Genomic DNA, 19,393 nt, shown 5'->3' with positions numbered 1-19,393 from the left:
AAAAGCGGTGAAAACCGCCTTTCAAACCCACAAAAACGTAAAGGATGTCCCCGGTCTCGATTGTAAAGGATGTATCCGTTTCTACATCGCGAAGGGGCCAGTACAGTCAACATCGATGTCGCCTGGCACTACGCCTTCGCGAGCAAGCCCGCTCCCACAGGATCCGGTTTTGTCAGTTGCATCCGGGCAAACCAGCCTGCCCTTATTTACGCGCCTCCAGTATCAGGTTGAATGGCGTTTCGGTGGCCCGCCGGAACTGGGTGAATCCCGCCTCGGTGAAGACCTTGCGCAACCGTGCCTCACCCGCCTGGGCGCCGAGCCCGAGGCCGACTTCCTGGGACAATGAGTTGGGTGTGCAAATAAAAGTCGAGGCGGCATAGAACAGTCGTCCCACCGGAGTGGTGTTGGCGTCGAGCGTGTCGTTGGCGAAGGGCTCTACCAGTAGCACCGAGCCGTCGGGTTTGAGCGATTCATAGGCGTGCTTTGCAGCGCCGACCGGGTCACCCATATCGTGCAGGCAGTCGAAATAGCAGACCAGGTCATAGTCGTCGCCCGGATAGCTTTTGGCGGTGCCCTGGAAGAACCGCGCCCGGCCGGACACGCCACCTTCTTCGGCGCGCTGGGTGGCGACGGTGACCGAAGGCGCGTGGTAATCGAAACCGACGAACCGTGAATTCGGAAACGCCTGGGCCATGATCACGGTCGAGGCGCCGTGGCCGCAGCCGATGTCCGCTACCTTGGCGCCGGCCTCCAGTTTGGCGACCACTCCATCAAGGGCCGGCAGCCATTCGCTGACCAGATGCGCCTTGTACCCTGGGCGGAAGAACCGTTCCGTGCCGCTGAACATGCACGGATGGTGGTCGCCCCAAGGCAGGGCGCCGTTGCCGCGCATGGCATTGACCAGTTTGTCCTTGTCATGGAAAAACGATGCAACCACGCCGATACCGCCGGCCACATAGACCGGTGAATCTTCGATCGCCAGCGCCAGGGCTTGCTCTTCGGGCAGGCGGAACTGGCCGTCGCGGTGTTCCATGTAACCGGAAGCGGCGTGGGCGCTGAGCCATTCGCGCAGCAGGCGGGTATTGCAGCCAGTCTTTTCGGCGAGTGCTTCGGGGGTGACTGGCTGACTGTCGGCCATGGCCCGGTACAGGCCGAGCTCTTCGCCGAGGATGACGTTGGCGAGCATCGCCGCGCCACCCATGTCGTTCACCAGTTTGCCCATGAAATCATTGAGTCTGGCCTCGTCCATCATGTGTGCTCCTTCAGCAGGATCAGGGTCCAGAGGCATTGTTTGTCGAGGCATGCACCTTTGGGCGGTGATCGTGGGAATGAACAGGACGATAACGGCGTCCTGGCCCCCTGCGGGGGTAATCAATAAGTCTAGTTCGTGTATCCCACTGTATCTGACTGCCTGTCCGATACAGTGGCCTGAGAAGAGCGGCGTTGGTGAACACAGGCCCGACACACTGCGGCGCTTGACTGGACCTGCCGGCCGGCACTGAGTTTTCAGACGCTGGAGACCGGATCCCAGGATGAGATCGACACCATGCACACTCCCCTCACATCCGCGAAGACGAGCGTCGGGCTAGGCTTACGCCGCGGTTTAATGAAGCACCTTCAAGCGGCCCCGCCGGGCGCTTTCGACTTTCTGGAAGTCGCGCCGGAAAACTGGATCGGCATCGGCGGCGCTCATGGCGCGACATTTCGCGCCTTGGCCGAGCGCTATCCGTTGTCCTGTCACGGCTTGTCCTTGTCGTTGGGCGGGCCGGCACCGCTGGACGTCGGGTTCCTGCAGCAAGTGCGGGTTTTCCTCGATCACCACAAAGTGCCGCTGTACAGCGAACACCTGAGCTACTGCAGCGATGACGGGCATCTTTACGATCTGCTGCCGTTGCCGTTTACCGAAGAAGCGGTGCATCACGTTGCCGCCCGAATTCGCCAGGCACAGGACATTCTCGGTCGGCGCCTGGCGGTGGAAAACGTCTCCTACTACGCCGCGTCACAACAGGACATGGACGAACTGACCTTCACCAACGCGGTGCTGCACGAAGCCGATTGCGACCTGTTGCTGGACGTCAACAATGTCTACGTCAACTCGATCAATCACGGCTTCGATCCGCAGACGTTTCTGGCGGGTGTCGACGCGCAGAGGGTGGTCGCCATGCATGTGGCGGGGCACTTTGATGAGTCCGACACGCTGAAGATCGACACCCATGGCGCCTCGGTCAAACCGGTGGTCTGGTCGCTGCTGGCCGAGGCGTATGCGCGGTTCGGTGTGCAACCGACGCTGCTGGAACGGGATTTCAATTTTCCGGCGTTCTCTGAGTTGGTGACTGAATTGCAGATCATTCGCCGCCTGCAAGGTGAGGGGGTGAACCGTGGATAAGCCGACGCTGTATCAGCAGCAAGACATATTGACTCGCTACCTGCGCGACCCGGACCACTGTGCGCCGCCCGCTGGGATGGACGTGGCACGGGTGCAGGTTTATCGCGACCTGGTGTTTTCGAATCTGTCGTCGTTGCTCAGCGGGACTTTTCCGGTGCTGGTGAAGATATTGGGTGACGGTGAGTGGCGTTCTCTGGTGCGGATCTTCTTGCGGGACTACCGCGCGCGCACGCCAAAATTCGGCGAGATTGCCCAGGAGTTTGTCGAGTTTCTGGCCTCTGAGCCGCTGGCGCTGAGCGATGGACCGTGGCCGCCATTCATGGTTGAGCTGGCGCATTACGAATGGGTCGAGATGGCACTGCAACAATCCGAAGCCGAGCCATTGCCGGCCAGCGATGCCGGGTTGCTGCTGGATCGACCGTTGCAGGTTTCGCCGCTGGCCTGGCCATTGGCGTATGCCTGGCCGGTGCAGTTGGTGGGGCCAGATTACCGGCCGGACACGCCGCCAGTTCAGCCGACATTGCTGTTGGTTCGTCGGGGCGAGGACTGGGGGGTACGGTTTTCCGAACTGAGCCCGTTGGCGTGGCGGTTGTTGCAGCGGATCGGGGAATTTCCTCGGCTCGATGGCCGGGCGCAGCTGGAAGGGTTGGCGGTGGAGGCGGGGATGGTTGGGGCGTCGGAATTCATGGACAGTGGGTTGGCGTTGTTGCAGCAGATGCACGGGGAAGGGGTTCTGGGAACGATCAAACACCACTGATCCAATGTGGGAGCGGGCTTGCTCGCGAAAGCGGTGTGTCATTCAACATTGATGCTGGCTGACCCGACGCCTTCGCGAGCAAGCCCGCTCCCACAGGGATTCGTGGTGTTTAGTGAGGTGTCGGCAACCTGAGCTCCGCACACAACCCACCGCCCTCGCGATTGCTCAATTTCAATGACCCGCCAATCGCGATGGCCAACTGCTGGGCAATCGCCAACCCCAACCCGGTCCCTCCCGTACTGCGATTACGCGAGTTCTCCACGCGGTAGAACGGTTCCATCACCTGTGCCAATTGCCCTTCGGCAATCCCCGGCCCACGGTCCATCACTTTCACCGACAAGCTGCCATCGGCCTGTGTTTCCACCGACAGCTCTGCGGTGCCGGCGAATTTCAGCGCGTTGTCTATCAGGTTCACCAGCACCCGTCGCAAGGCATGCGGCCGGGTGTTGATCACGGCTGCGCTTTTGCCGTTGAGCTGCACGTCTTTGCCCATGTCCTGATAGTCGAATACCAGGCTGTCGAGGAACGAATCCAGATCAGTGCGGCGACTTTCCTCGGTGGCACCATGAATGCTGCGGGCATAGGCCACGCCTTCGCGCACCAGGTGTTCCATCTCGCCGAGGTCGTTCCACAGTTTGTCTTTCTCGCTGGAGTCATCCATGAACTCGGCGCGCAGTTTCATGCGGGTGATCGGGGTTTGCAGGTCGTGGGAAATTGCCGCCAACAACTGCATGCGTTCCTTGAGATAAGCCGCAATGCGCGCCTGCATCGCATTGAAGGCCCGCGCAGCGTAGGCGACTTCGGTCGGGCCTTTTTCATCCAGGTGCACGGCGTGGGTGTTGGGGTCGAGGGTTTCCACCGCTTGGGCGAGGCGGGTGAGCGGGCGAATGGCGATTCTCACGGCCAGCCAGGTGCAGATAATCATAAGCGCCAGTTGCCCCAGCAATACCGCCGGCAACCACGGCGACAACGGCACCATCGACGGTCGCACGTCGATAGTGACAGGGCTGCCGTCCTTCAGTTTCAGGTGGGCCTGGAAGTGTTTTTTCGGGCCGGGGATGTCGGTAAAGGTCAGCGGGTAATCATGGCCGATGGCGTCCTGAATCGAGGTCACTGCAATCGACACATCGCGAGCCGCCATCGGTGTGCCCGGCGAGCCTTCATTCAACAGATAGTTGTAGTTGGCGCGTTCCAGACGCGGTAGCCAGTTCGGGCGTTCGTCGGCGGGCAAACGGTCGAGGATGGCCAGGGAGGTCGAAACATCGGTTTCCAGGTTGCCCAACATGGTGTTTTTCGCACTTTCGTAACGCTCGTAGTACTGAGCGCCAAAGGACAGCGCTTGGGCGAGGATCAGGCCGACCAGGAAAATCAGCGACAGCCGCGAAGCCAGCGTGCGGGGCCAGTGCAGCGCAAGGTTCATGACGGCGCACCGAGCACTTCCACCGGCAGGGAGAACACATAACCTTCACTGCGCACGGTCTTGATGTAGGCCGGTTCCCGGGCGTCGTCCAGCAGACGCTGACGCAAGCGGCTCACCAGCAAATCGATGGAACGGTCGAACAGGTCGGCATCGCGGCCCTGGGTCAGGTTAAGCAACTGGTCGCGATTGAGCACCCGTTGAGGATGATCGAGGAACACCCGCAGCAAACGATATTCCGCACCGCTGAGGGCGACCATGGTGCCGTCCTCATCCAGCAGATGCCGGGCCGAGGTGTCCAGGCGCCAGCGACCGAATGCCAGCAGGCGACCGCTTTCGGTGATCACCAGGTTCGGCGGCAGCATCCGCGTGCGTCGTAGCACGGCGTTGATGCGGGCGAGCAATTCACGAGCGGCGAACGGTTTGACCAGGTAATCGTCGGCGCCCATTTCCAGGCCAATGATGCGGTCGGTTTCATCGTTGCGAGCGGTGAGCATCAGCACCGGCGTGGCCTTGTGTTTGCCGGCGCGAAGTTCGCGGCAGAGGACCAGGCCATCGTCCCCCGGCATCATGATGTCGAGCACGATCAAATCCACCGGCGTGGACTCCAGAAACGAGCGCATCTGCCGCCCATCCGCCACCACGGTGGTGCGCAGGCCGTTCTTTTTCAGGTAGTTGCCTACCAGTTCCCGGATCTCGCGGTCATCGTCCACGATGAGAATGTGATCGACGTGTTCCATGGTGACCAAGCCTCTTGAATGGGAGTTGTCGCGCAGTCTATCGAGCCTTGGCCCGCTCGCCTGCCGTCGATTGTATTGCAGTGTATCTGGCGTATCAGCAGATACACGGGGACGCAAAAACAGCCGATTTCAGGGGTTTTGTATCGCTGTGTATCGCAAGCAGGCGCGGATACACGGCGATTTACCCGCACCTGTTCTCGACACAGACGGGATACCTCACGGGTTTCAAATAGGTTCCATCGAGGCAAACCCAACCGCCTCGGCTCAATCAACGATTGACCTATTGAAGCCTTGAGGAAATCACCATGAACACCAAAGCCGTGTACGCCGCCTGCCTGTTTGCCGCCCTGAACATCTGCACCTTGTCGGCCCGGGCCGAAGCCGATGTAACCCCTCAAACCTACACCTATGGCACGCACCTGGACATCCAGAAAGTGCTGTCGATGAAACAGGACGCGACCCCCGCCTGCGGGATTGTGAATGCCCGGATGACCTACCTGGATTCCCAAGGCAAAACCCGGGTACTGGATTACAGCAAATTCGCTGACGGCTGCAACGAAGGCAGCTGAATCCTTCGACGACCCATTGCCCATCCCCTTTGAAACAGGAAGAACATCATGAACAACATCACCCGCTTTTTCACCGCCATCGTTTTCTCCGTAGCCGGCGCCGCTGCCCATGCCAACGCGACGGTAGAACAGAGCGGCTGTGGCAGCAGCACCTGCTTCCAACTGACTCCGCTGCTGACTGAGGATGGTTCCAGCCGCACACCGCAAGGGCAACTGGTTGCAGAGAACGGCTACAGCCAGACGCCACAGGGCCAGCAGCTAGAGGCCTGAAGCCTGCACAGTTCTGTCAATTTCCGCCGTTCCAGTGTGGGAGCGGGCTTGCTCGCGAAGAGGCCAGTACATTCAACATTGATGTCGACTGACACTGCGCCTTCGCGAGCAAGCCCGCTCCCACACTGGAACTGCGGTGTATCGCCCTTCGTATTCTCAAGGTGATCCCCATGTTCCTCATCGCATTCCTGGGCGGTATTTTGACCGTCCTCAGCCCCTGCATCCTCCCGGTCGTGCCGTTTTTGTTTGCCGGTGTTAAACGCACGCGTTCTTCGATCCTGCTCACCCTCGGCGGCATGGCCCTGACCTTCGCCCTGATCTCCAGCCTGGCTGTGGTCAGCAGCGATTGGGTGATACAAGCCAACAACACCGGCCGCCATGTGGCGCTGATCGTGATGGTGCTGTTTGCCCTGTCGCTGATCTCCGCTCGCATCGGTGGCTGGCTGGCGCGCCCGTTCGTACTGCTGGGCAATCGCCTTGATCCCAACACCCGCAAAATGTCTGGCCCGTTAGGCTCGGTGATGATCGGCATCGCCACCGGTCTGCTCTGGGCGCCGTGTGCCGGGCCGATCCTCGGGGTAATCCTCACCGGCGCCATGCTGCAAGGCGCCAACGTTCAGACCAGTCTGTTGCTGGTGGCGTACGGCCTGGGCAGCGCGTTGTCCCTGGGCACTTTGATCTTCGCCGGTCGCGGCCTGGTCAATCGCTTGAAACCGTCGATTCCGCTCACCGGTTGGCTGCGTCGCGGCACGGGGGCTGCGGTGTTGGTTGCCGCAGCGGTCATCTCCACTGGCGCTGACAACACGTTGCTCGCCAGCACCTCGTCCGAAGGCGTTACCACGGTTGAACAGCGCGTGCTGGAAACCGTACCGAAAGTGGTCGATTACTTCGTCAGCAAGGTCAAGGCCGACTCGACCCAGGACGCGGCCAAAGGCGCGATGCCGTCACTCTCTGGCGCGGTCGAATGGCTCAACTCGCCAACGCTGAGCAACGATTCACTGCGCGGCAAAGTGGTGCTGGTGGACTTCTGGACGTACGACTGCATCAACTGCCAGCACACCTTGCCCTACGTGAAGGACTGGGCGAAGAAATACGAGAAGGACGGCCTGGTGGTGATCGGCGTACACACCCCGGAATACGGCTACGAACGCATCATCGACAACGTCCGCGAGCAGGTGAAAAAACTCGGCATTACCTACCCGGTGGCGATCGACAACAACTACGCGATCTGGCGCGCCTTCGACAACCAGTACTGGCCCGCTCACTACCTGATCGACGCCCAGGGGCAGGTGCGTTACACCCACTTTGGCGAGGGACGGTACGAGACTCAGGAACAGATGATTCGGCAACTGCTGGAAGAGGCCAAAACGCCTGCTGCATAACCCGTTTTCGGCGACGCAAGCCGATCTGTTAATGCGGCGTTACAGATAGGCGACCATGTATCGGAGAATGCCATATTTGGTGAACTCTCCGGACGATCGGCAGGACGCCGGCGTATCCGGGAGCGATAGTTTGTGGACGACGGGATCATTGCCGACCCTGTCATCACCCTCAAGAAAAGGACGTTGCCATGCCTAAATACATTATTGAACGCGAGCTTCCGGGCGCCGGCGCACTGCCGCCACAGGAACTCAAAGCGATCTCGCAAAAATCCTGCGATGTGTTGCGCGAGATGGGACCAGAGGTGCAGTGGCTGGAGAGTTACATCACTGGCGACAAGATTTACTGCGTGTACATCGCGCCGAATGAGGGACTGATCAGGGAGCACGCCCAAAAAGGTGAATTTCCCATCAACAGCGTTTCCCGGGTCATGAACATCATCGATCCCACCACGGCGGAGTGAGCCGGACGAGTTCCAACCCGCAACGGAGCAGATTTCATGAGTACCCCCATTGACCTCACTGCCCTGAAAAACCGTCAAATGGCCTCGTGGGCCAGCGGCGACTACGCCGTGATCGGCACCACCTTACAGATCGTCGGCGAACAACTGGCCGAAGCCTGCGACTTGCTCTGTGATGAGCAGGTGCTGGACGTCGCCGCCGGCAACGGTAATGCAACGCTCGCCGCCGCGCGCCGGGGCTGCAAGGTCACGTCCACCGATTACGTGGCCAAGTTGCTTGAACGCGGCGAAGACCGCGCACGGGCGGAACACCTGGACGTGACCTTTCAGGTGGCCGATGCCGAGGACTTGCCGTTCGAGGACGCCAGTTTCGATGCCGTGCTTTCGACCTTTGGTGTGATGTTTACGCCGGATCAGCCCAAGGCCGCAGCGGAACTGGCGCGGGTGTGCCGTCATGGAGGGCGGATCGGCCTTGCCAACTGGACGCCTGAAGGCTTCATCGGCCAGATGTTCAAGACCCTGGGCCGCCACCTGCCGCCACCGCCAGGAGCGCAACCCCCTTCGAACTGGGGCACCGAAGCCTGGTTGCACTCGCAGTTCGATCAGCGCGACTTTCAGCTCCAGGTGACACGGCGGTTGTTCAACTTCCGCTATCGCTCGGCCGCGCACTTTATCGACACCTTCCGCACCTGGTATGGCCCGGTTCACAAGGCCTTTGCGACCCTGCCACCCGAAGAGGGCGCGGCCCTGGAAAACGACATGACTGAACTGCTGAATCGCCTGAACCGGGCGGGAGAGCGGTCGCTGGTGGTGCCCAGTGAATACCTGGAGGTGGTGATTACACGGCGTTGAAACGACAACACAAATCCCCTGTGGGAGCGGGCTTGCTCGCGAAGGCGGACATTCAGTCAACATCACTGTTGAATGTAAGGTCCTCTTCGCGAGCAAGCCCGCTCCCACAGGGGTATGTGCAGAATTGACTACCTGACCAGGCCGATCACTCATCCAGCCTCTCGGTGTACACCACCCACACACTGCACGGCATTTTATACAGCAGATGTTCCACGGTGCTGCCGATCAACCGGCCCATGCCGCGATGACCGACCCGGCCCATGACAATCACGTCGACGTCATAGGTATCGGCGTAGCGAGTCAGCACCTTGGTCGGGCTGCCCATGAGCATGTGCCGTTGCTCCGGCGCGATGCCGTTGCGCGCGGCCAATTCGTTGAAGGCATCCTCCTGGAAGTCGAACAGGGTCTTGGCCTTGTCCGAGGCGAAAAAAGCCGAACCGTTCTCGAAGCTGAACTCGTCCGAGCTGATCGACGAAAGGTCATAGGCGTAGACCACGTCGAGCTCGGCATTGCAGGCGCTCGCGAGTTTTGACGCTTCGTGCAGAATCCGGTCATTGAAGCTTTTGTAGTGATCATCACGATGGAAGGGGTCCACCGCTGCAACGATCTTGCGCGGCAACGCATGCTTGGCATGGCTGACGAAGTGCAGCGGCACCGGGCATTCGCGCAGCAAATGCACGTCGAGAGGGGTAAAAACCAGCCGCGACAGCCGTGATTGGTGCTCCAGCGCCTTGATCAGCACGTCCATCGGCTGCTCTTTGAGGTGCGTCAGGATTTCCTCCAGCGGATTTTCGACCCAAGTCACCTCCGTGGTGACGTGCACTCCGATCTTGCGCAAGGGGCGAGCCTGTTCCTCAAGCCACTGGCGGTGACGCTCGACATAGCCCAGACGCATCTGCTCCAGAGCCTTTTCGTTGACCAAGCCGGCGGTCGCCAGACCCTCCAGATAGTCGAAGGCCACGATATGCAGGGCCGCATCTTCGGCTTTGGCCAGCGCTGCGGCCCGGTCGAAGGCAGGGCTGTGTTCCATCAGGGGCGAGGCGACCAGCATGAAACGAGCTTGACCAGACATGACAAACCTCCCGTGGGTAAACGAGCAGACGACGGGCCCCCTGGATTGCGATGGGGAAGCGCCTGTGCGCCCGACGTGTGGTCATTCGATAGCCATTCAATCCTCTAAGTATTGACCATGATCAAAATCTCGTCCGCAAGCGCATCAGCGGGACAGGATGATGAAAGGGATCCGCGGTGTGCAGGCGATGGGTGTCACGCCGAAGTTCTAATGTGGGAGCGGGCTTGCTCGCGAAGATGGCCGTTCAGTCGATAGAGATGTCGCCTGACATTCCGCCTTCGCGAGCAAGCCCGCTCCCACAGGGATTTGTGGGGTTTTCTTTATCTAAACAACCTTCGCGCCCCGTGCCTCCAGCAACTCCCGTAACACGGAACGGTGGCAGTGAGCCTCGTCCTCGCAATAACACCCTACCGCCAGCGACGTTTGATGGGAGAGGGCGGCCAGCAGGTCGAGCAGTTGACTGGGCGCGGGATGGTTCATCTCGGCCTTGAACTTGCGCTTGAAGGCGCCCCAGGCCTTGGCATCTTCCGCCGCTTTGGCTTCAGCCACCAATTCGGGGCTGGGGGACAGCAGCGGTTGCCACACGTCGTAAAAATCCCGGCTGGCAAATTCGGCCTTCGGTACACCACGGGGCGGGCGGCGTACCGTGCCCAGGCGCAGCCCTTCATTCGCGGTGCGGGGTGAGCCGAGTTGGACGATGTGGATGGGCATGATCGCAGTGCCTATTTGAGCCGCGAGCTGTCGAACCACTCCAGCGCCGTGCGCCAGAAGCAGATCCCCAGGAAGTAGGCCGACATCAGCAGCCACAAACCCATCACCAGCGGATTGATGACCGGGTGGTTGACCACCAGCGACAAGCTGCACAGCAGCCAGATGGCCGTCACGGCAATGTTGATCGGCATGAACCGGCGCACGCGGAACGGGTGCAGGAATTTCATTCGGGTCACGGTCAACAGCGCCAGGCCGATGACGGTGAGCAGGGTGATCCACGGCGATGGATCGATGATGTACAGGCATAGCGCAACCACGTTCCACGCGGCGGGAAAGCCCTGGAAGTAGTTGTCTTTGCTCTTCATGTTGACGTTGCAGAAGCAAAACAGCGACGACACCAGAATCAGCGACACGGTCAGCAGCAGGGTGTAGTCCGGCAACGGGATGTAACGGTAGATGAACAGGGCCGGGATAAATACATACGTCAGATAGTCGATCACCAGGTCGAGGATCGAACCGTCGAAACTTGGCAGCACCGACTGCACATTCACCTTGCGTGCCAGCGCGCCGTCCAGACCGTCGACGATCAGCGCCACGCCCAGCCACAGCAGGCAATTGGTCGGCTGGTTCTCCAGCAAGGCGAGGGTCGCGAGGAAGGCTGTGACCACGCCAGTGGCGGTAAAACCATGGGCGCCCCATGCTTTTAGCCTGGCAATGTGTACGGTGGATATCACGGGGGCGTTCTCCAGAAAGTGAAGCAAGCCAATGATCACCCTGTTGTTTAGGGCGTCGGCAAACCGGGTCGGGTTGCAGGTATCGACCGGATTTGCAGGGATAAGGTTCACCAACCTTGAATCTTAGTCGCCGCGCAAAAAAATACCCCGGAAATATCCGGGGCATGTAGTGAACGCTGTACGCCTGCGCCTGACTGATGTCGAGGCGGGCACCGGCTCAGTGAGGGGAGAACACGCGCAGACGATGGTTATCCGGGTCAAGCGCGACGAAGGTGCGACCGAAGTCGAGTTCTGTAGGCGCTTGCACCATGGTCAACCCCAGAGCGCTCCAATCGGCATACAGCGCATCGACCTGTTCGGCGGACTCCACCGAGAACGCCAGCTCGGTGCCGCCGCCCGTTACATCCACGGCAGGCTCAGCCGTATGCCGTGACCAGAGCCCCAGCTTGTAGCCGCCATCCAGGATAAATAGCGCGAAAGCCGGTGACTCTTCCACGGGCTTGCGCTCCAGCAGAAACTCATAGAACCGCGCACTGACAGCGGGGCTTTCCACGAAAAGCAAAATAAAACGGGGAGTGATCATAGGGCTGCTCCATTCAAGGTGGGCGCAGCATAAAAGGAGGCAGTGTCAGTTTCTGTCAGGAGTGTGAAGGGCAAGGGCTGCACCCATGACGTCAGCCAGACGAAGTAGGAGCTGGCGAAGCCTGCGATCTTTTGATTTTCAGCGGTTTTGAAAATGCCCAAGATCAAAAGATCGCAGCCTGCGGCAGCTCCTACGCGTGTTCTGGTGATTTCGGCAGCAGAAACGTAACGCCAAAGCCTTCAGATATCTCCAGTATCCGAGGCAGGTCTTCAGGCACTTTGAGCTGATCCAACGCCGCAAAGAACTGACCGCCGCGTGGATCGGAAACCACACCGATCATTTTCGCGGTAGGGCTGATGTTCTTGTAAGCATGGATCGCCCCAGCGGGGATGTGCACGTAACCCCCGGGCGAGACGGTAGTGGATTGACCCGCGACGGTCACTTCGACCTGCCCATCGATGACATAAAACGCCTCGTCCCAAGGGTGAAAGTGCAGCGGTGGTCCGCCACCCTGCACACCTTCCTGGATATGCACTTCAAAGGGTTTGGTCAGATCGCCGCCGGCAAGAATAGTGATGGTCTCTCCAACAACTTTGACCGGCGCGGGCGTTTTCCCGGCTTCGATGACGTGAACCGTTCGCATGATTTGCTCTCCGAGGCATGAATCCCCCATCCGCTGAGTATATTCACTGCGTTGCGAGCCAGTGCCGAGGCACTGGTCCGTCTGTCCGGGCAATTTCAACGGCGATGGAATTTTCTTCCGGGCCAGTCGCTCTGCTGATGTAGAACCTGCCCACTCAGCGTTCGGCAACGAGCATCAGCCATGAACAAGAACCTGGACGATTACAACCGCATGCGCGATTTCTCGGCGACCTCGGAACCGGCCGCCGTCAAACGCTCGGGCAAAAAAACAGCGAAGGATCATGCGTTGCAATTCTGCATTCAGAAGCATGATGCCTCGCACCTGCACTATGACTTTCGCCTGGAGCTCGACGGCGCGCTGAAAAGTTGGGCCGTGCCCAAAGGGCCGTCGCTGGACCCCAAGGTCAAGCGCCTGGCCATCCATGTCGAAGACCATCCGCTGGAATACGCTACGTTCGAGGGCACCATTCCCGAAGGGCATTACGGCGCCGGCGATGTGATCGTCTGGGACCGTGGGGTGTGGATTCCCCTGGACGATCCGGCCAAGGCGTACGCCAAGGGCCGGCTGAAATTCGAGCTGCAGGGGGAAAAGCTTGGCGGCCTGTGGAACCTCGTGCGCACGCACATGCCGGGCAAGCAGGAACAATGGTTTCTGATCAAGCATCAAGACAGCGCCGCCAGACCTGACAGCGAATACGACGTGGTCGCCGCCGAGCCAGACAGCGTGCTCAGCGACCGTACAATTCTGGAAAAAAAGCACGGTACTGAAAAACCCAAACCGATCAAAAAAGCCCCGGCCAAGGCGCGTAAGGAAAAGTCGGCACAACTGACGGGCGCGCGCAAAGCCAAACTGCCGGAGCTGCTCAAACCGGAACTGGCGACACTGGTCGAATCCGCGCCAAGCGGCGAATGGAGCTATGAGATCAAATTCGACGGCTACCGGGTCATGGCGCGCATCGACCACGATGAGGTCAAACTCTTCACCCGCAACGGTCACGACTGGACCCATAAATTACCCGGGCAAGCCGAGGCATTGGCAGCGCTTGGCCTGGAGTCGGCCTGGCTCGACGGCGAAATGGTGGTGGCCAACGAGCAAGGCGTTCCGGATTTTCAGGCGCTGCAAAATGCGTTCGATTCCGGTCGAAGTGGCAGCATTGTTTACTACCTGTTCGACTTGCCCTACCTCAATGGCGTGGACCTGCGCGAAGTGCCTGTCGAGGAGCGCAGGGCGGCGCTGGCGACCGTGCTCAAGCCCAATGAAAACCCGCTGTTGCGATTCTCCGACGCATTCGGCGAATCCCCGGAGGCGTTGCTCAACAGTGCCTGCGAAATGAAGATGGAAGGACTGATCGGCAAGCGCCTGGGGTCGCCTTACGTGTCCCGGCGCACCCGTGACTGGATCAAACTCAAGTGCAAGCACCGGCAGGAATTCGTTGTGGTCGGCTTCACCGACCCCAAAGGCGCACGCAGTGCCTTTGGCGCGTTGCTGCTGGGGTTGCACGACCGCGACAGCGGAGAATTGCGTTATGCCGGCAAGGTTGGCACCGGGTTCAATGAGGCGACTCTCAAGCGCATTTACGAACAATTGAAACCGCTGCAGACGAAAAAGCCGTCGGTGGTCAATCCGCCTAGCGGTTTTGAAGCCAAGGGTGTGCATTGGCTTAAACCCACTTTATTGGCGGAAGTGGCCTTTGCCGAAATGACCAAGGACGGCTCGGTGCGCCACGCCGTGTTCCATGGTTTGCGTGATGACAAGCCTGCCAAAGAAATCACCGAGGAGTTGCCGACAACCGTGAACACATCAGCCTCGAAAACTGCCGCAGCAAAATCCGCAGCGAAGAACAAATCCGCCGCCGAGAAACCTGACGCCGCCGACCCGAAAACTGCCCAGTCGACTGTCGCGCCGTCGCAGATTGGCCTGGCCAGCGGCAAAGTGCGGATCACGCACCCGGACCGGGTGATCGACGCCAGCAGCGGCACGACCAAGATGCAACTGGCGCAGTACTATGCCAGCGTCGCCGAATGGATACTGCCGCAACTCAAGGACCGGCCGGTGGCGCTGGTGCGCGCGCCGGACGGCATCGCCGGCGAACTGTTCTTTCAGAAGAACGCCGAGCGCCTGGCCATTCCGGGGATTGTTACCCTGGACAAGGAACTGACGGGCCAACCGGTGATGATCATCAACAACGCCAAAGCGCTGATCGGCGCGGTGCAGATGAGCACGGTGGAACTGCACACGTGGAATGCCACGTCAGTCGATCTGGATAAACCCGATCGCTTTGTCCTCGATCTCGACCCGGATCCGGCGTTGCCCTGGAAAAGCATGATCGAAGCGACTCAGCTAACCCTCACGGTGCTGGATGAACTGGGGCTCAAGGCGTTTCTCAAAACCAGCGGCGGCAAGGGGATTCACCTGATCGTGCCGCTGACCCGCAAACACGGCTGGGACGAGGTCAAGGACTTCAGCCACGCGATCGTCAGCCACATGGCCAAATTACTGCCGGACCGCTTTTCTGCGGTGTCCGGACCGAAAAACCGCGTCGGGCGTATCTTCATCGACTACCTGCGCAACGGTCTGGGCGCCACCACTATTTGCGCGTATGCCGTGCGCACCCGCGAAGGGCTGCCGGTGTCGGTGCCGATCTTTCGCGAGGAGGTGGCCGAGCTCAAGGGTGGCAATCAATGGAACGTGCACAACGTGCATGAACGTCTGGCCGACATCGGTGACGAACCCTGGGCCGACCTGAAGAAAACCCGACAGACGATAACCGCCGAAATGCGGCGGCGGGTGGGGATGAAAAAATAGTGAATCAGAAGGAAGGCGGCGAGGGCACTCGCCGCCTCGACGACTATTGCTTGCCGACTGCGGCAGCCAACAGCGGCGCCACCTGTTCGTCGGTCAATGCGGCGTGGACTTCCATGCTCATGAGGTCGCTCCATTCCAGCACCCACTTCTGAATCGACACCGGATCACTGGCTTCTGCAATGCCAAAACCACTCGAGCCACCGACGGCATGCCAGCGCCCCAGCATCTTGACGCCTGCGGGTGGCGCGCCACCGGTCTTGAGAAAACGTTCGATTGCGCTATTACGCTGTTGCGGACTGATGGACCAACGGACCATGAATAACATCTGCCACCTCCTGCTACGGATTGGCACCTTTTATCTTCGCGCACATGGCTGGCGCCGGGCCACGGCCACGCTTGTGTTTCCAGTTCCGTCCTGGCTGGCCTGATACCCTTTCTCCCATCAGAAGGCATAGCAGCGGCCCGCATTTCGCGTACGACCGCTGATCCTCTTTCAGGACATTTGAAACGAACATATCGAGATAACAGCGAGAACAATCAGGCATCACGCAACAAGTCGTTGGCATTGAGCAGCTCGTAGGCAATCTCCGGGCGCTTCTCCAGCCCTCGACGAATCGCCGCCGGAATCGACTGACGGGTTTTGCGGCACAGGCCCGGCAGTTCGCCGAGGGTGATGTTGATGCCGCGCATGGTGCGCACTTCATTGAAGCCCGGGACGATCTCGACGCGCAGACCCAATTGCTCGTACATCCGGCGTTGCAGCCGCTCCAGATCGCCGAGGCTCTGGAGATTCTCCAGGCGCTCGACCAAGCGCTTTTCCTCCGATCGGGTCAGGCTCAGGATGCGCAGATCCGCGCCGGGGGTTTCCAGCAACGGCTCACGCTCGCAGATGCAGGCTCCGGGCGGGCAGGGTTGGCGGATTGGAAGAGAGGTCGTCATGGGGTTCAATCATAGAGCGCTATGATCGGGTTTGCCCATGGGGTTGTTGTGCCGTTGAGCGCGATGTCTACATTCCTCTGCCGATCGCTTCTTCGAAGAGCATCGACGAGTCGAATGTAAACGCTGCTCAGCACTAAAGTGACTTGTGATGGTCAATAAATCCCGCGCGAACCGACCGGATCCGCATCGACATTTTGATCAAGGACAGTGAAAGCATGCTCGCCGCAATATAATCAGCAACCGCCTCCACCAGGTTCCGTGAATCGGGACTCGCCGTACGTTTACCCCTCAATCCAATTCGAAGATTTAAAGCATGCACCTACGCAAAATTGCAGTTGGGCTGTCGGCCCTTGTTTTGCTCTCGACCGGGGCAGAAGCCCGCAGTCTGCTGGATCTCATCAAGCCGCCCACCCAGCATCAGGAGCAAGTATCCCGCTCGGGCTCGATCAGCCAGAACGCGGCCCTGGGCCTCTATTCGAACAAACAGAAACAGGCATCGTTTGACGGCTGCGCAGAGCTGTTCCCGGCTGCGCAACCGATCAACACGGCCACTGTGCCTGCAACAATGAAACCCCTGGCCCTGTGTTCCGACAACTTTGCGGTGCTGTACTCGCAAACCAGCAAGACGCCGTTGGTCGTGGTCGAACGCCTTAATGCCGCGCAGCTGCAGGATGCCAAAGGCGAGGAGCGCACCAACCAGTTCTACCCGGACCCACGCATCCCCAAGAGTGGGCGGGCAGAGTTGAGCGACTACCGTAGCCAACATCCGGCCGTGGACCGCGGCCATCAATCCCCGGCAGCCGATGCTCCGAATCCCAATGCAATGGCTCAATCCTTTGCACTGTCGAACATGGTGCCGCAGGACCCAACCAATAATCGGAAGATCTGGAGTAAGGTCGAGTCCGATGTCAGGAAGTTTGCCAAGCGAGCCGATGGCAATGTTTTTGTCTTTACCGGCCCGCTCTTTGATTCAGGCCATACCACTATCGGCGACAACAAGGTCTGGGTGCCGACCCGCCTGTTCAAGCTGGTTTACGACGCATCGTCCAAGCGTGCCTGGGCCTACGTACTGCCTAACGCTGAAACTCGTATCGAGAGACCGATGGACTATGACGCTTTCGTGAAGAGTACCGGGCTCAAATTGCTGGGGAATCTACCGGTCACAGGTTCCGTAGGGCGCTCTTGATGGCTTGATGAATTGCACCCCAAAGGCTGGAGGCAACCGATGGGGTGTTTCATTCACGGATAAATAGCGGCGGTTCAAAAGTTGCTGCGATTTTCCGATCCGCACTCTTTGGCGTTGGTTGCGGAGTTTGCTTTATTGCCCTTTCGTTCATTCATCCATTGCTCTTTCTTGCTCTTCCGACACCTCGATTTGAGGTTGATTGAGTCCCGGTGCGGCTGTATACCCGATACGTGAAGCGGCGTTGCCAGTCGCTCTCTGTAACTTTGCGTTTTCCTCCTTGATCCATGCATCCATTGCTTTTTCTTGCTCCGCCGATACCTCGTTTTGAGGTTGATAGTGCCCCGGCGTGGCTATATATCCACTGCCGTCATAACTGGGCTCGTCGTTTTTAACGGTGCCATCCTTCAAGCGCTCCGATGAACCAGCAATGCCTCCTAAACTTCTATCGTCCTTTTTAGTTTCAGTCGCAACCTGGCTTGAGTTCTGATTGGCAAAGTTTTCACTCGATTTAGCGGTGTTTGCGGTGGGTGTATCACTAGCTGTGTTAGATTTCAGGGTGGGGGCAGCGGGAGCAGAGACGGTCTCTACTCTAACTTTTGATTTGTTTTTATTCGCCAATTTATTTCTGCTTTTTTGAACTTTCTTAGTCGTTGAAAAAGCAGAGTTCAGTTCCTTTTTGTTCTTTTTAATAAGATTGTCAATTGGGACGTAGCTAATAATTTGGTTGGGTTTTCTTTTGATATTCGAGTTATAAAATTTCACCTGCTTCTGTGTTAGCTGGATACCAGCAATGGAGGGCAACCGAATGAGGCCAATAATCGCCTCGCGAGCAATGGCGTATGTAAGTTGATCAAAGCTGTAAACAACACTATTACTTGATTTTGGTAGGGTGGGGGAGAGTGTCATTACTTCAATGGCGCTATCATGCTTGGAGAGTGTTTTTCCTGCCACTAAATCTTTATATGTGTAAACAACGTTGCACTTCGTTCGGACTCCACTCCAGGTGTTGCTTACAGATACTGAAGATACTTCTGTGCTTATTTCAATGCGCCCACTGTAATGTCCAAATTCGATAAAGCGATCACTGTTATGAATTTCTTTCTGGGTCGCATTCTTGATAGCATTCCCCCAGTTTGAAATCTGTAATTCACCTGAAAAGCTATTGTCAATATTTACATTTTCTTTGTTTTTTATTTCTGCAGGAAGCACAATAACATCTACATTGTATGCAAAGTCATAATAGTCAATATCAGAAACAATGCTCTTGTCTCTTTCGCTTGAGATTTCTGAATAGTTTCTTATGTTGGCACAACTTGTAACTCCGAAAAAGCTAAAAGCCAGCAGGAGTAAGGCCGTTCTTTTTTTTATCGACATGTTACTCTCCTGGCTTTGTCGCTAACGTATAACAGTGATTAGACCGGATTCGGCGATAACGAAATAATAGAAGTCTCTAGATAACTCTGCGCTACCGATTCCGACTTTTTTTAAAAGTCCCTGTAAATCATAGGCCTATATTTCACGCCCAACACCTCAGCACCACTAGCCGATGACAGACCGCGATCAATAGGTGGTCGGGGAAACTGAGTGCACCCCTTGGTTTTGGGAGGCCGCGTTTGGCCCAGGCTGTCGTGACTGGCCGAAATCCCCCGGGCTGACGTTCAGGGAAAACGAATCCGTCGTCCTTTTCCCCGGCGTCAAACCAAGGTTTCGGTGAGAGCGGGGCCTATGTGTGTTCCGAATGGAATTGCGCGCAAAGGTGCAGTACTTTGTATTTGTAGCACCCTCGTGTCGCAGTCCTGTCCAGGTTGAGAGGTCGCCTTCATGAACAACATCATCTACATCGTAGGGGTCGTTGTGATCGTCGTGGTTATCCTGTCGTTCCTCGGGTT

At 58.4% G+C, this 19,393-nt stretch carries 20 protein-coding genes; 9 read left to right on the top strand and 11 right to left on the bottom strand.

The window, feature by feature from the left end:
• Window positions 1–202: 202 nt before the first annotated feature.
• Entirely contained in the window at window positions 203–1,249 is a 1,047-nt protein-coding gene (locus tag ACIPLA_RS22915) for a class I SAM-dependent methyltransferase (protein WP_032830528.1), read from the bottom strand.
• 297 nt (window positions 1,250–1,546) lie between these two features.
• Here ACIPLA_RS22915 and ACIPLA_RS22910 point away from each other — a divergent pair, with 297 nt between their 5' ends.
• Window positions 1,547–2,386, top strand: coding sequence for a DUF692 domain-containing protein (locus tag ACIPLA_RS22910; protein ID WP_401176197.1), 840 nt, complete (start codon window positions 1,547–1,549; stop codon window positions 2,384–2,386).
• A complete protein-coding gene (locus ACIPLA_RS22905) occupies window positions 2,379–3,143 on the top strand; it encodes a DUF2063 domain-containing protein (protein WP_401176194.1) in 765 nt (254 codons plus the stop codon). The genes ACIPLA_RS22910 and ACIPLA_RS22905 overlap by 8 nt, the downstream gene beginning before the upstream one ends.
• A 109-nt stretch (window positions 3,144–3,252) precedes the next feature.
• Here ACIPLA_RS22905 and ACIPLA_RS22900 read toward each other — a convergent pair whose 3' ends face one another.
• Together ACIPLA_RS22900 and ACIPLA_RS22895 are read right to left on the bottom strand one after the other, a co-directional pair.
• Window positions 3,253–4,563, bottom strand: a complete 1,311-nt coding sequence (locus ACIPLA_RS22900; RefSeq protein WP_401176192.1) for an ATP-binding protein — start codon at window positions 4,561–4,563, stop codon at window positions 3,253–3,255.
• Window positions 4,560–5,300, bottom strand: a complete 741-nt coding sequence (locus ACIPLA_RS22895) for a response regulator (RefSeq protein WP_007896007.1) — start codon at window positions 5,298–5,300, stop codon at window positions 4,560–4,562. The genes ACIPLA_RS22900 and ACIPLA_RS22895 overlap by 4 nt, the downstream gene beginning before the upstream one ends.
• 305 nt (window positions 5,301–5,605) lie before the next feature.
• On the opposite strand from ACIPLA_RS22895, the gene ACIPLA_RS22890 reads away from it, so the two are divergent.
• From ACIPLA_RS22890 to ACIPLA_RS22870, 5 genes are all read left to right on the top strand, one after another.
• The gene (locus tag ACIPLA_RS22890) at window positions 5,606–5,869 is read left to right on the top strand and encodes a DUF2790 domain-containing protein (protein ID WP_218396664.1); all 264 of its coding nucleotides are present in this window, start codon (window positions 5,606–5,608) and stop codon (window positions 5,867–5,869) included.
• A gap of 48 nt (window positions 5,870–5,917) precedes the next feature.
• A complete protein-coding gene (locus tag ACIPLA_RS22885) occupies window positions 5,918–6,139 on the top strand; it encodes a hypothetical protein (protein ID WP_401176188.1) in 222 nt (73 codons plus the stop codon).
• A 170-nt stretch (window positions 6,140–6,309) separates the two neighbouring features.
• Window positions 6,310–7,521, top strand: a complete 1,212-nt coding sequence (locus ACIPLA_RS22880) for a cytochrome c biogenesis protein DipZ (RefSeq protein WP_401176185.1) — start codon at window positions 6,310–6,312, stop codon at window positions 7,519–7,521.
• Between the two features lie 188 nt (window positions 7,522–7,709).
• A complete protein-coding gene (locus ACIPLA_RS22875; RefSeq protein WP_401176182.1) occupies window positions 7,710–7,982 on the top strand; it encodes a DUF4242 domain-containing protein in 273 nt (90 codons plus the stop codon).
• Between the two features lie 36 nt (window positions 7,983–8,018).
• Window positions 8,019–8,831: a class I SAM-dependent methyltransferase gene (locus tag ACIPLA_RS22870; protein ID WP_401176179.1), complete on the top strand. Its 813-nt coding sequence runs from the start codon at window positions 8,019–8,021 to the stop codon at window positions 8,829–8,831.
• A 145-nt stretch (window positions 8,832–8,976) separates the two neighbouring features.
• On the opposite strand, the gene ACIPLA_RS22865 is transcribed toward ACIPLA_RS22870, so the two are convergent.
• The 5 genes from ACIPLA_RS22865 to ACIPLA_RS22845 all read right to left on the bottom strand — a co-directional run bounded on the left by ACIPLA_RS22865 (window position 8,977) and on the right by ACIPLA_RS22845 (window position 12,574).
• A complete protein-coding gene (locus tag ACIPLA_RS22865) occupies window positions 8,977–9,903 on the bottom strand; it encodes a universal stress protein (protein WP_218396655.1) in 927 nt (308 codons plus the stop codon).
• A gap of 324 nt (window positions 9,904–10,227) precedes the next feature.
• On the bottom strand, window positions 10,228–10,614 hold the full coding sequence (locus ACIPLA_RS22860; RefSeq protein ID WP_095053438.1) for a DUF488 domain-containing protein: 387 nt from the start codon (window positions 10,612–10,614) through the stop codon (window positions 10,228–10,230).
• An 11-nt stretch (window positions 10,615–10,625) separates the two neighbouring features.
• Entirely contained in the window at window positions 10,626–11,348 is a 723-nt protein-coding gene (gene pcsA, locus ACIPLA_RS22855) for a phosphatidylcholine synthase (protein ID WP_032830527.1), read from the bottom strand.
• A gap of 217 nt (window positions 11,349–11,565) precedes the next feature.
• Window positions 11,566–11,931, bottom strand: coding sequence for a VOC family protein (locus tag ACIPLA_RS22850; RefSeq protein WP_401176174.1), 366 nt, complete (start codon window positions 11,929–11,931; stop codon window positions 11,566–11,568).
• Between the two features lie 190 nt (window positions 11,932–12,121).
• Entirely contained in the window at window positions 12,122–12,574 is a 453-nt protein-coding gene (locus tag ACIPLA_RS22845; RefSeq protein ID WP_218396645.1) for a cupin domain-containing protein, read from the bottom strand.
• 180 nt (window positions 12,575–12,754) lie between these two features.
• Here ACIPLA_RS22845 and ligD point away from each other — a divergent pair, with 180 nt between their 5' ends.
• Window positions 12,755–15,379 carry a DNA ligase D gene (ligD, locus tag ACIPLA_RS22840; RefSeq protein WP_401176170.1) on the top strand — a complete coding sequence of 875 codons (2,625 nt, stop codon included), beginning with the start codon at window positions 12,755–12,757 and terminating at the stop codon, window positions 15,377–15,379.
• 43 nt (window positions 15,380–15,422) lie between these two features.
• Here ligD and ACIPLA_RS22835 read toward each other — a convergent pair whose 3' ends face one another.
• Both ACIPLA_RS22835 and ACIPLA_RS22830 read right to left on the bottom strand, forming a co-directional pair.
• On the bottom strand, window positions 15,423–15,704 hold the full coding sequence (locus ACIPLA_RS22835; RefSeq protein WP_123499616.1) for a DUF3303 domain-containing protein: 282 nt from the start codon (window positions 15,702–15,704) through the stop codon (window positions 15,423–15,425).
• A 212-nt stretch (window positions 15,705–15,916) separates the two neighbouring features.
• On the bottom strand, window positions 15,917–16,318 hold the full coding sequence (locus ACIPLA_RS22830) for a hypothetical protein (protein WP_008073195.1): 402 nt from the start codon (window positions 16,316–16,318) through the stop codon (window positions 15,917–15,919).
• 313 nt (window positions 16,319–16,631) lie between these two features.
• Here ACIPLA_RS22830 and ACIPLA_RS22825 point away from each other — a divergent pair, with 313 nt between their 5' ends.
• Entirely contained in the window at window positions 16,632–17,504 is an 873-nt protein-coding gene (locus ACIPLA_RS22825) for a DNA/RNA non-specific endonuclease (protein ID WP_401176166.1), read from the top strand.
• Between the two features lie 147 nt (window positions 17,505–17,651).
• Here ACIPLA_RS22825 and ACIPLA_RS22820 read toward each other — a convergent pair whose 3' ends face one another.
• Complete coding sequence (locus tag ACIPLA_RS22820; protein ID WP_401176163.1) at window positions 17,652–18,878, bottom strand: hypothetical protein; 1,227 nt, start codon at window positions 18,876–18,878, stop codon at window positions 17,652–17,654.
• Window positions 18,879–19,393: the final 515 nt, after the last annotated feature.

It is taken from the genome of Pseudomonas sp. NPDC086112 (assembly GCF_044746425.1).
Classification (GTDB): Bacteria; Pseudomonadota; Gammaproteobacteria; order Pseudomonadales; family Pseudomonadaceae; genus Aquipseudomonas.
This window is presented reverse-complemented; position numbering and strand designations above follow the sequence as displayed.

Coding starts and splice junctions, on each gene's coding strand:
- ACIPLA_RS22870 (WP_401176179.1), top strand. CDS start 8,019: ATGAGTACCCCCATTGACCTCACTGCCCTGAAAAACCGTCAAATGGCC.
- ACIPLA_RS22860 (WP_095053438.1), bottom strand. CDS start 10,614: ATGCCCATCCACATCGTCCAACTCGGCTCACCCCGCACCGCGAATGAA.
- ACIPLA_RS22880 (WP_401176185.1), top strand. CDS start 6,310: ATGTTCCTCATCGCATTCCTGGGCGGTATTTTGACCGTCCTCAGCCCC.
- ACIPLA_RS22900 (WP_401176192.1), bottom strand. CDS start 4,563: ATGAACCTTGCGCTGCACTGGCCCCGCACGCTGGCTTCGCGGCTGTCG.
- ACIPLA_RS22820 (WP_401176163.1), bottom strand. CDS start 18,878: ATGTCGATAAAAAAAAGAACGGCCTTACTCCTGCTGGCTTTTAGCTTT.
- ACIPLA_RS22885 (WP_401176188.1), top strand. CDS start 5,918: ATGAACAACATCACCCGCTTTTTCACCGCCATCGTTTTCTCCGTAGCC.
- ACIPLA_RS22825 (WP_401176166.1), top strand. CDS start 16,632: ATGCACCTACGCAAAATTGCAGTTGGGCTGTCGGCCCTTGTTTTGCTC.
- ACIPLA_RS22845 (WP_218396645.1), bottom strand. CDS start 12,574: ATGCGAACGGTTCACGTCATCGAAGCCGGGAAAACGCCCGCGCCGGTC.
- ACIPLA_RS22850 (WP_401176174.1), bottom strand. CDS start 11,931: ATGATCACTCCCCGTTTTATTTTGCTTTTCGTGGAAAGCCCCGCTGTC.
- ACIPLA_RS22910 (WP_401176197.1), top strand. CDS start 1,547: ATGCACACTCCCCTCACATCCGCGAAGACGAGCGTCGGGCTAGGCTTA.
- ACIPLA_RS22865 (WP_218396655.1), bottom strand. CDS start 9,903: ATGTCTGGTCAAGCTCGTTTCATGCTGGTCGCCTCGCCCCTGATGGAA.
- ligD (WP_401176170.1), top strand. CDS start 12,755: ATGAACAAGAACCTGGACGATTACAACCGCATGCGCGATTTCTCGGCG.
- ACIPLA_RS22835 (WP_123499616.1), bottom strand. CDS start 15,704: ATGTTATTCATGGTCCGTTGGTCCATCAGTCCGCAACAGCGTAATAGC.
- ACIPLA_RS22890 (WP_218396664.1), top strand. CDS start 5,606: ATGAACACCAAAGCCGTGTACGCCGCCTGCCTGTTTGCCGCCCTGAAC.
- ACIPLA_RS22895 (WP_007896007.1), bottom strand. CDS start 5,300: ATGGAACACGTCGATCACATTCTCATCGTGGACGATGACCGCGAGATC.
- ACIPLA_RS22830 (WP_008073195.1), bottom strand. CDS start 16,318: ATGACGACCTCTCTTCCAATCCGCCAACCCTGCCCGCCCGGAGCCTGC.
- ACIPLA_RS22915 (WP_032830528.1), bottom strand. CDS start 1,249: ATGGACGAGGCCAGACTCAATGATTTCATGGGCAAACTGGTGAACGAC.
- ACIPLA_RS22875 (WP_401176182.1), top strand. CDS start 7,710: ATGCCTAAATACATTATTGAACGCGAGCTTCCGGGCGCCGGCGCACTG.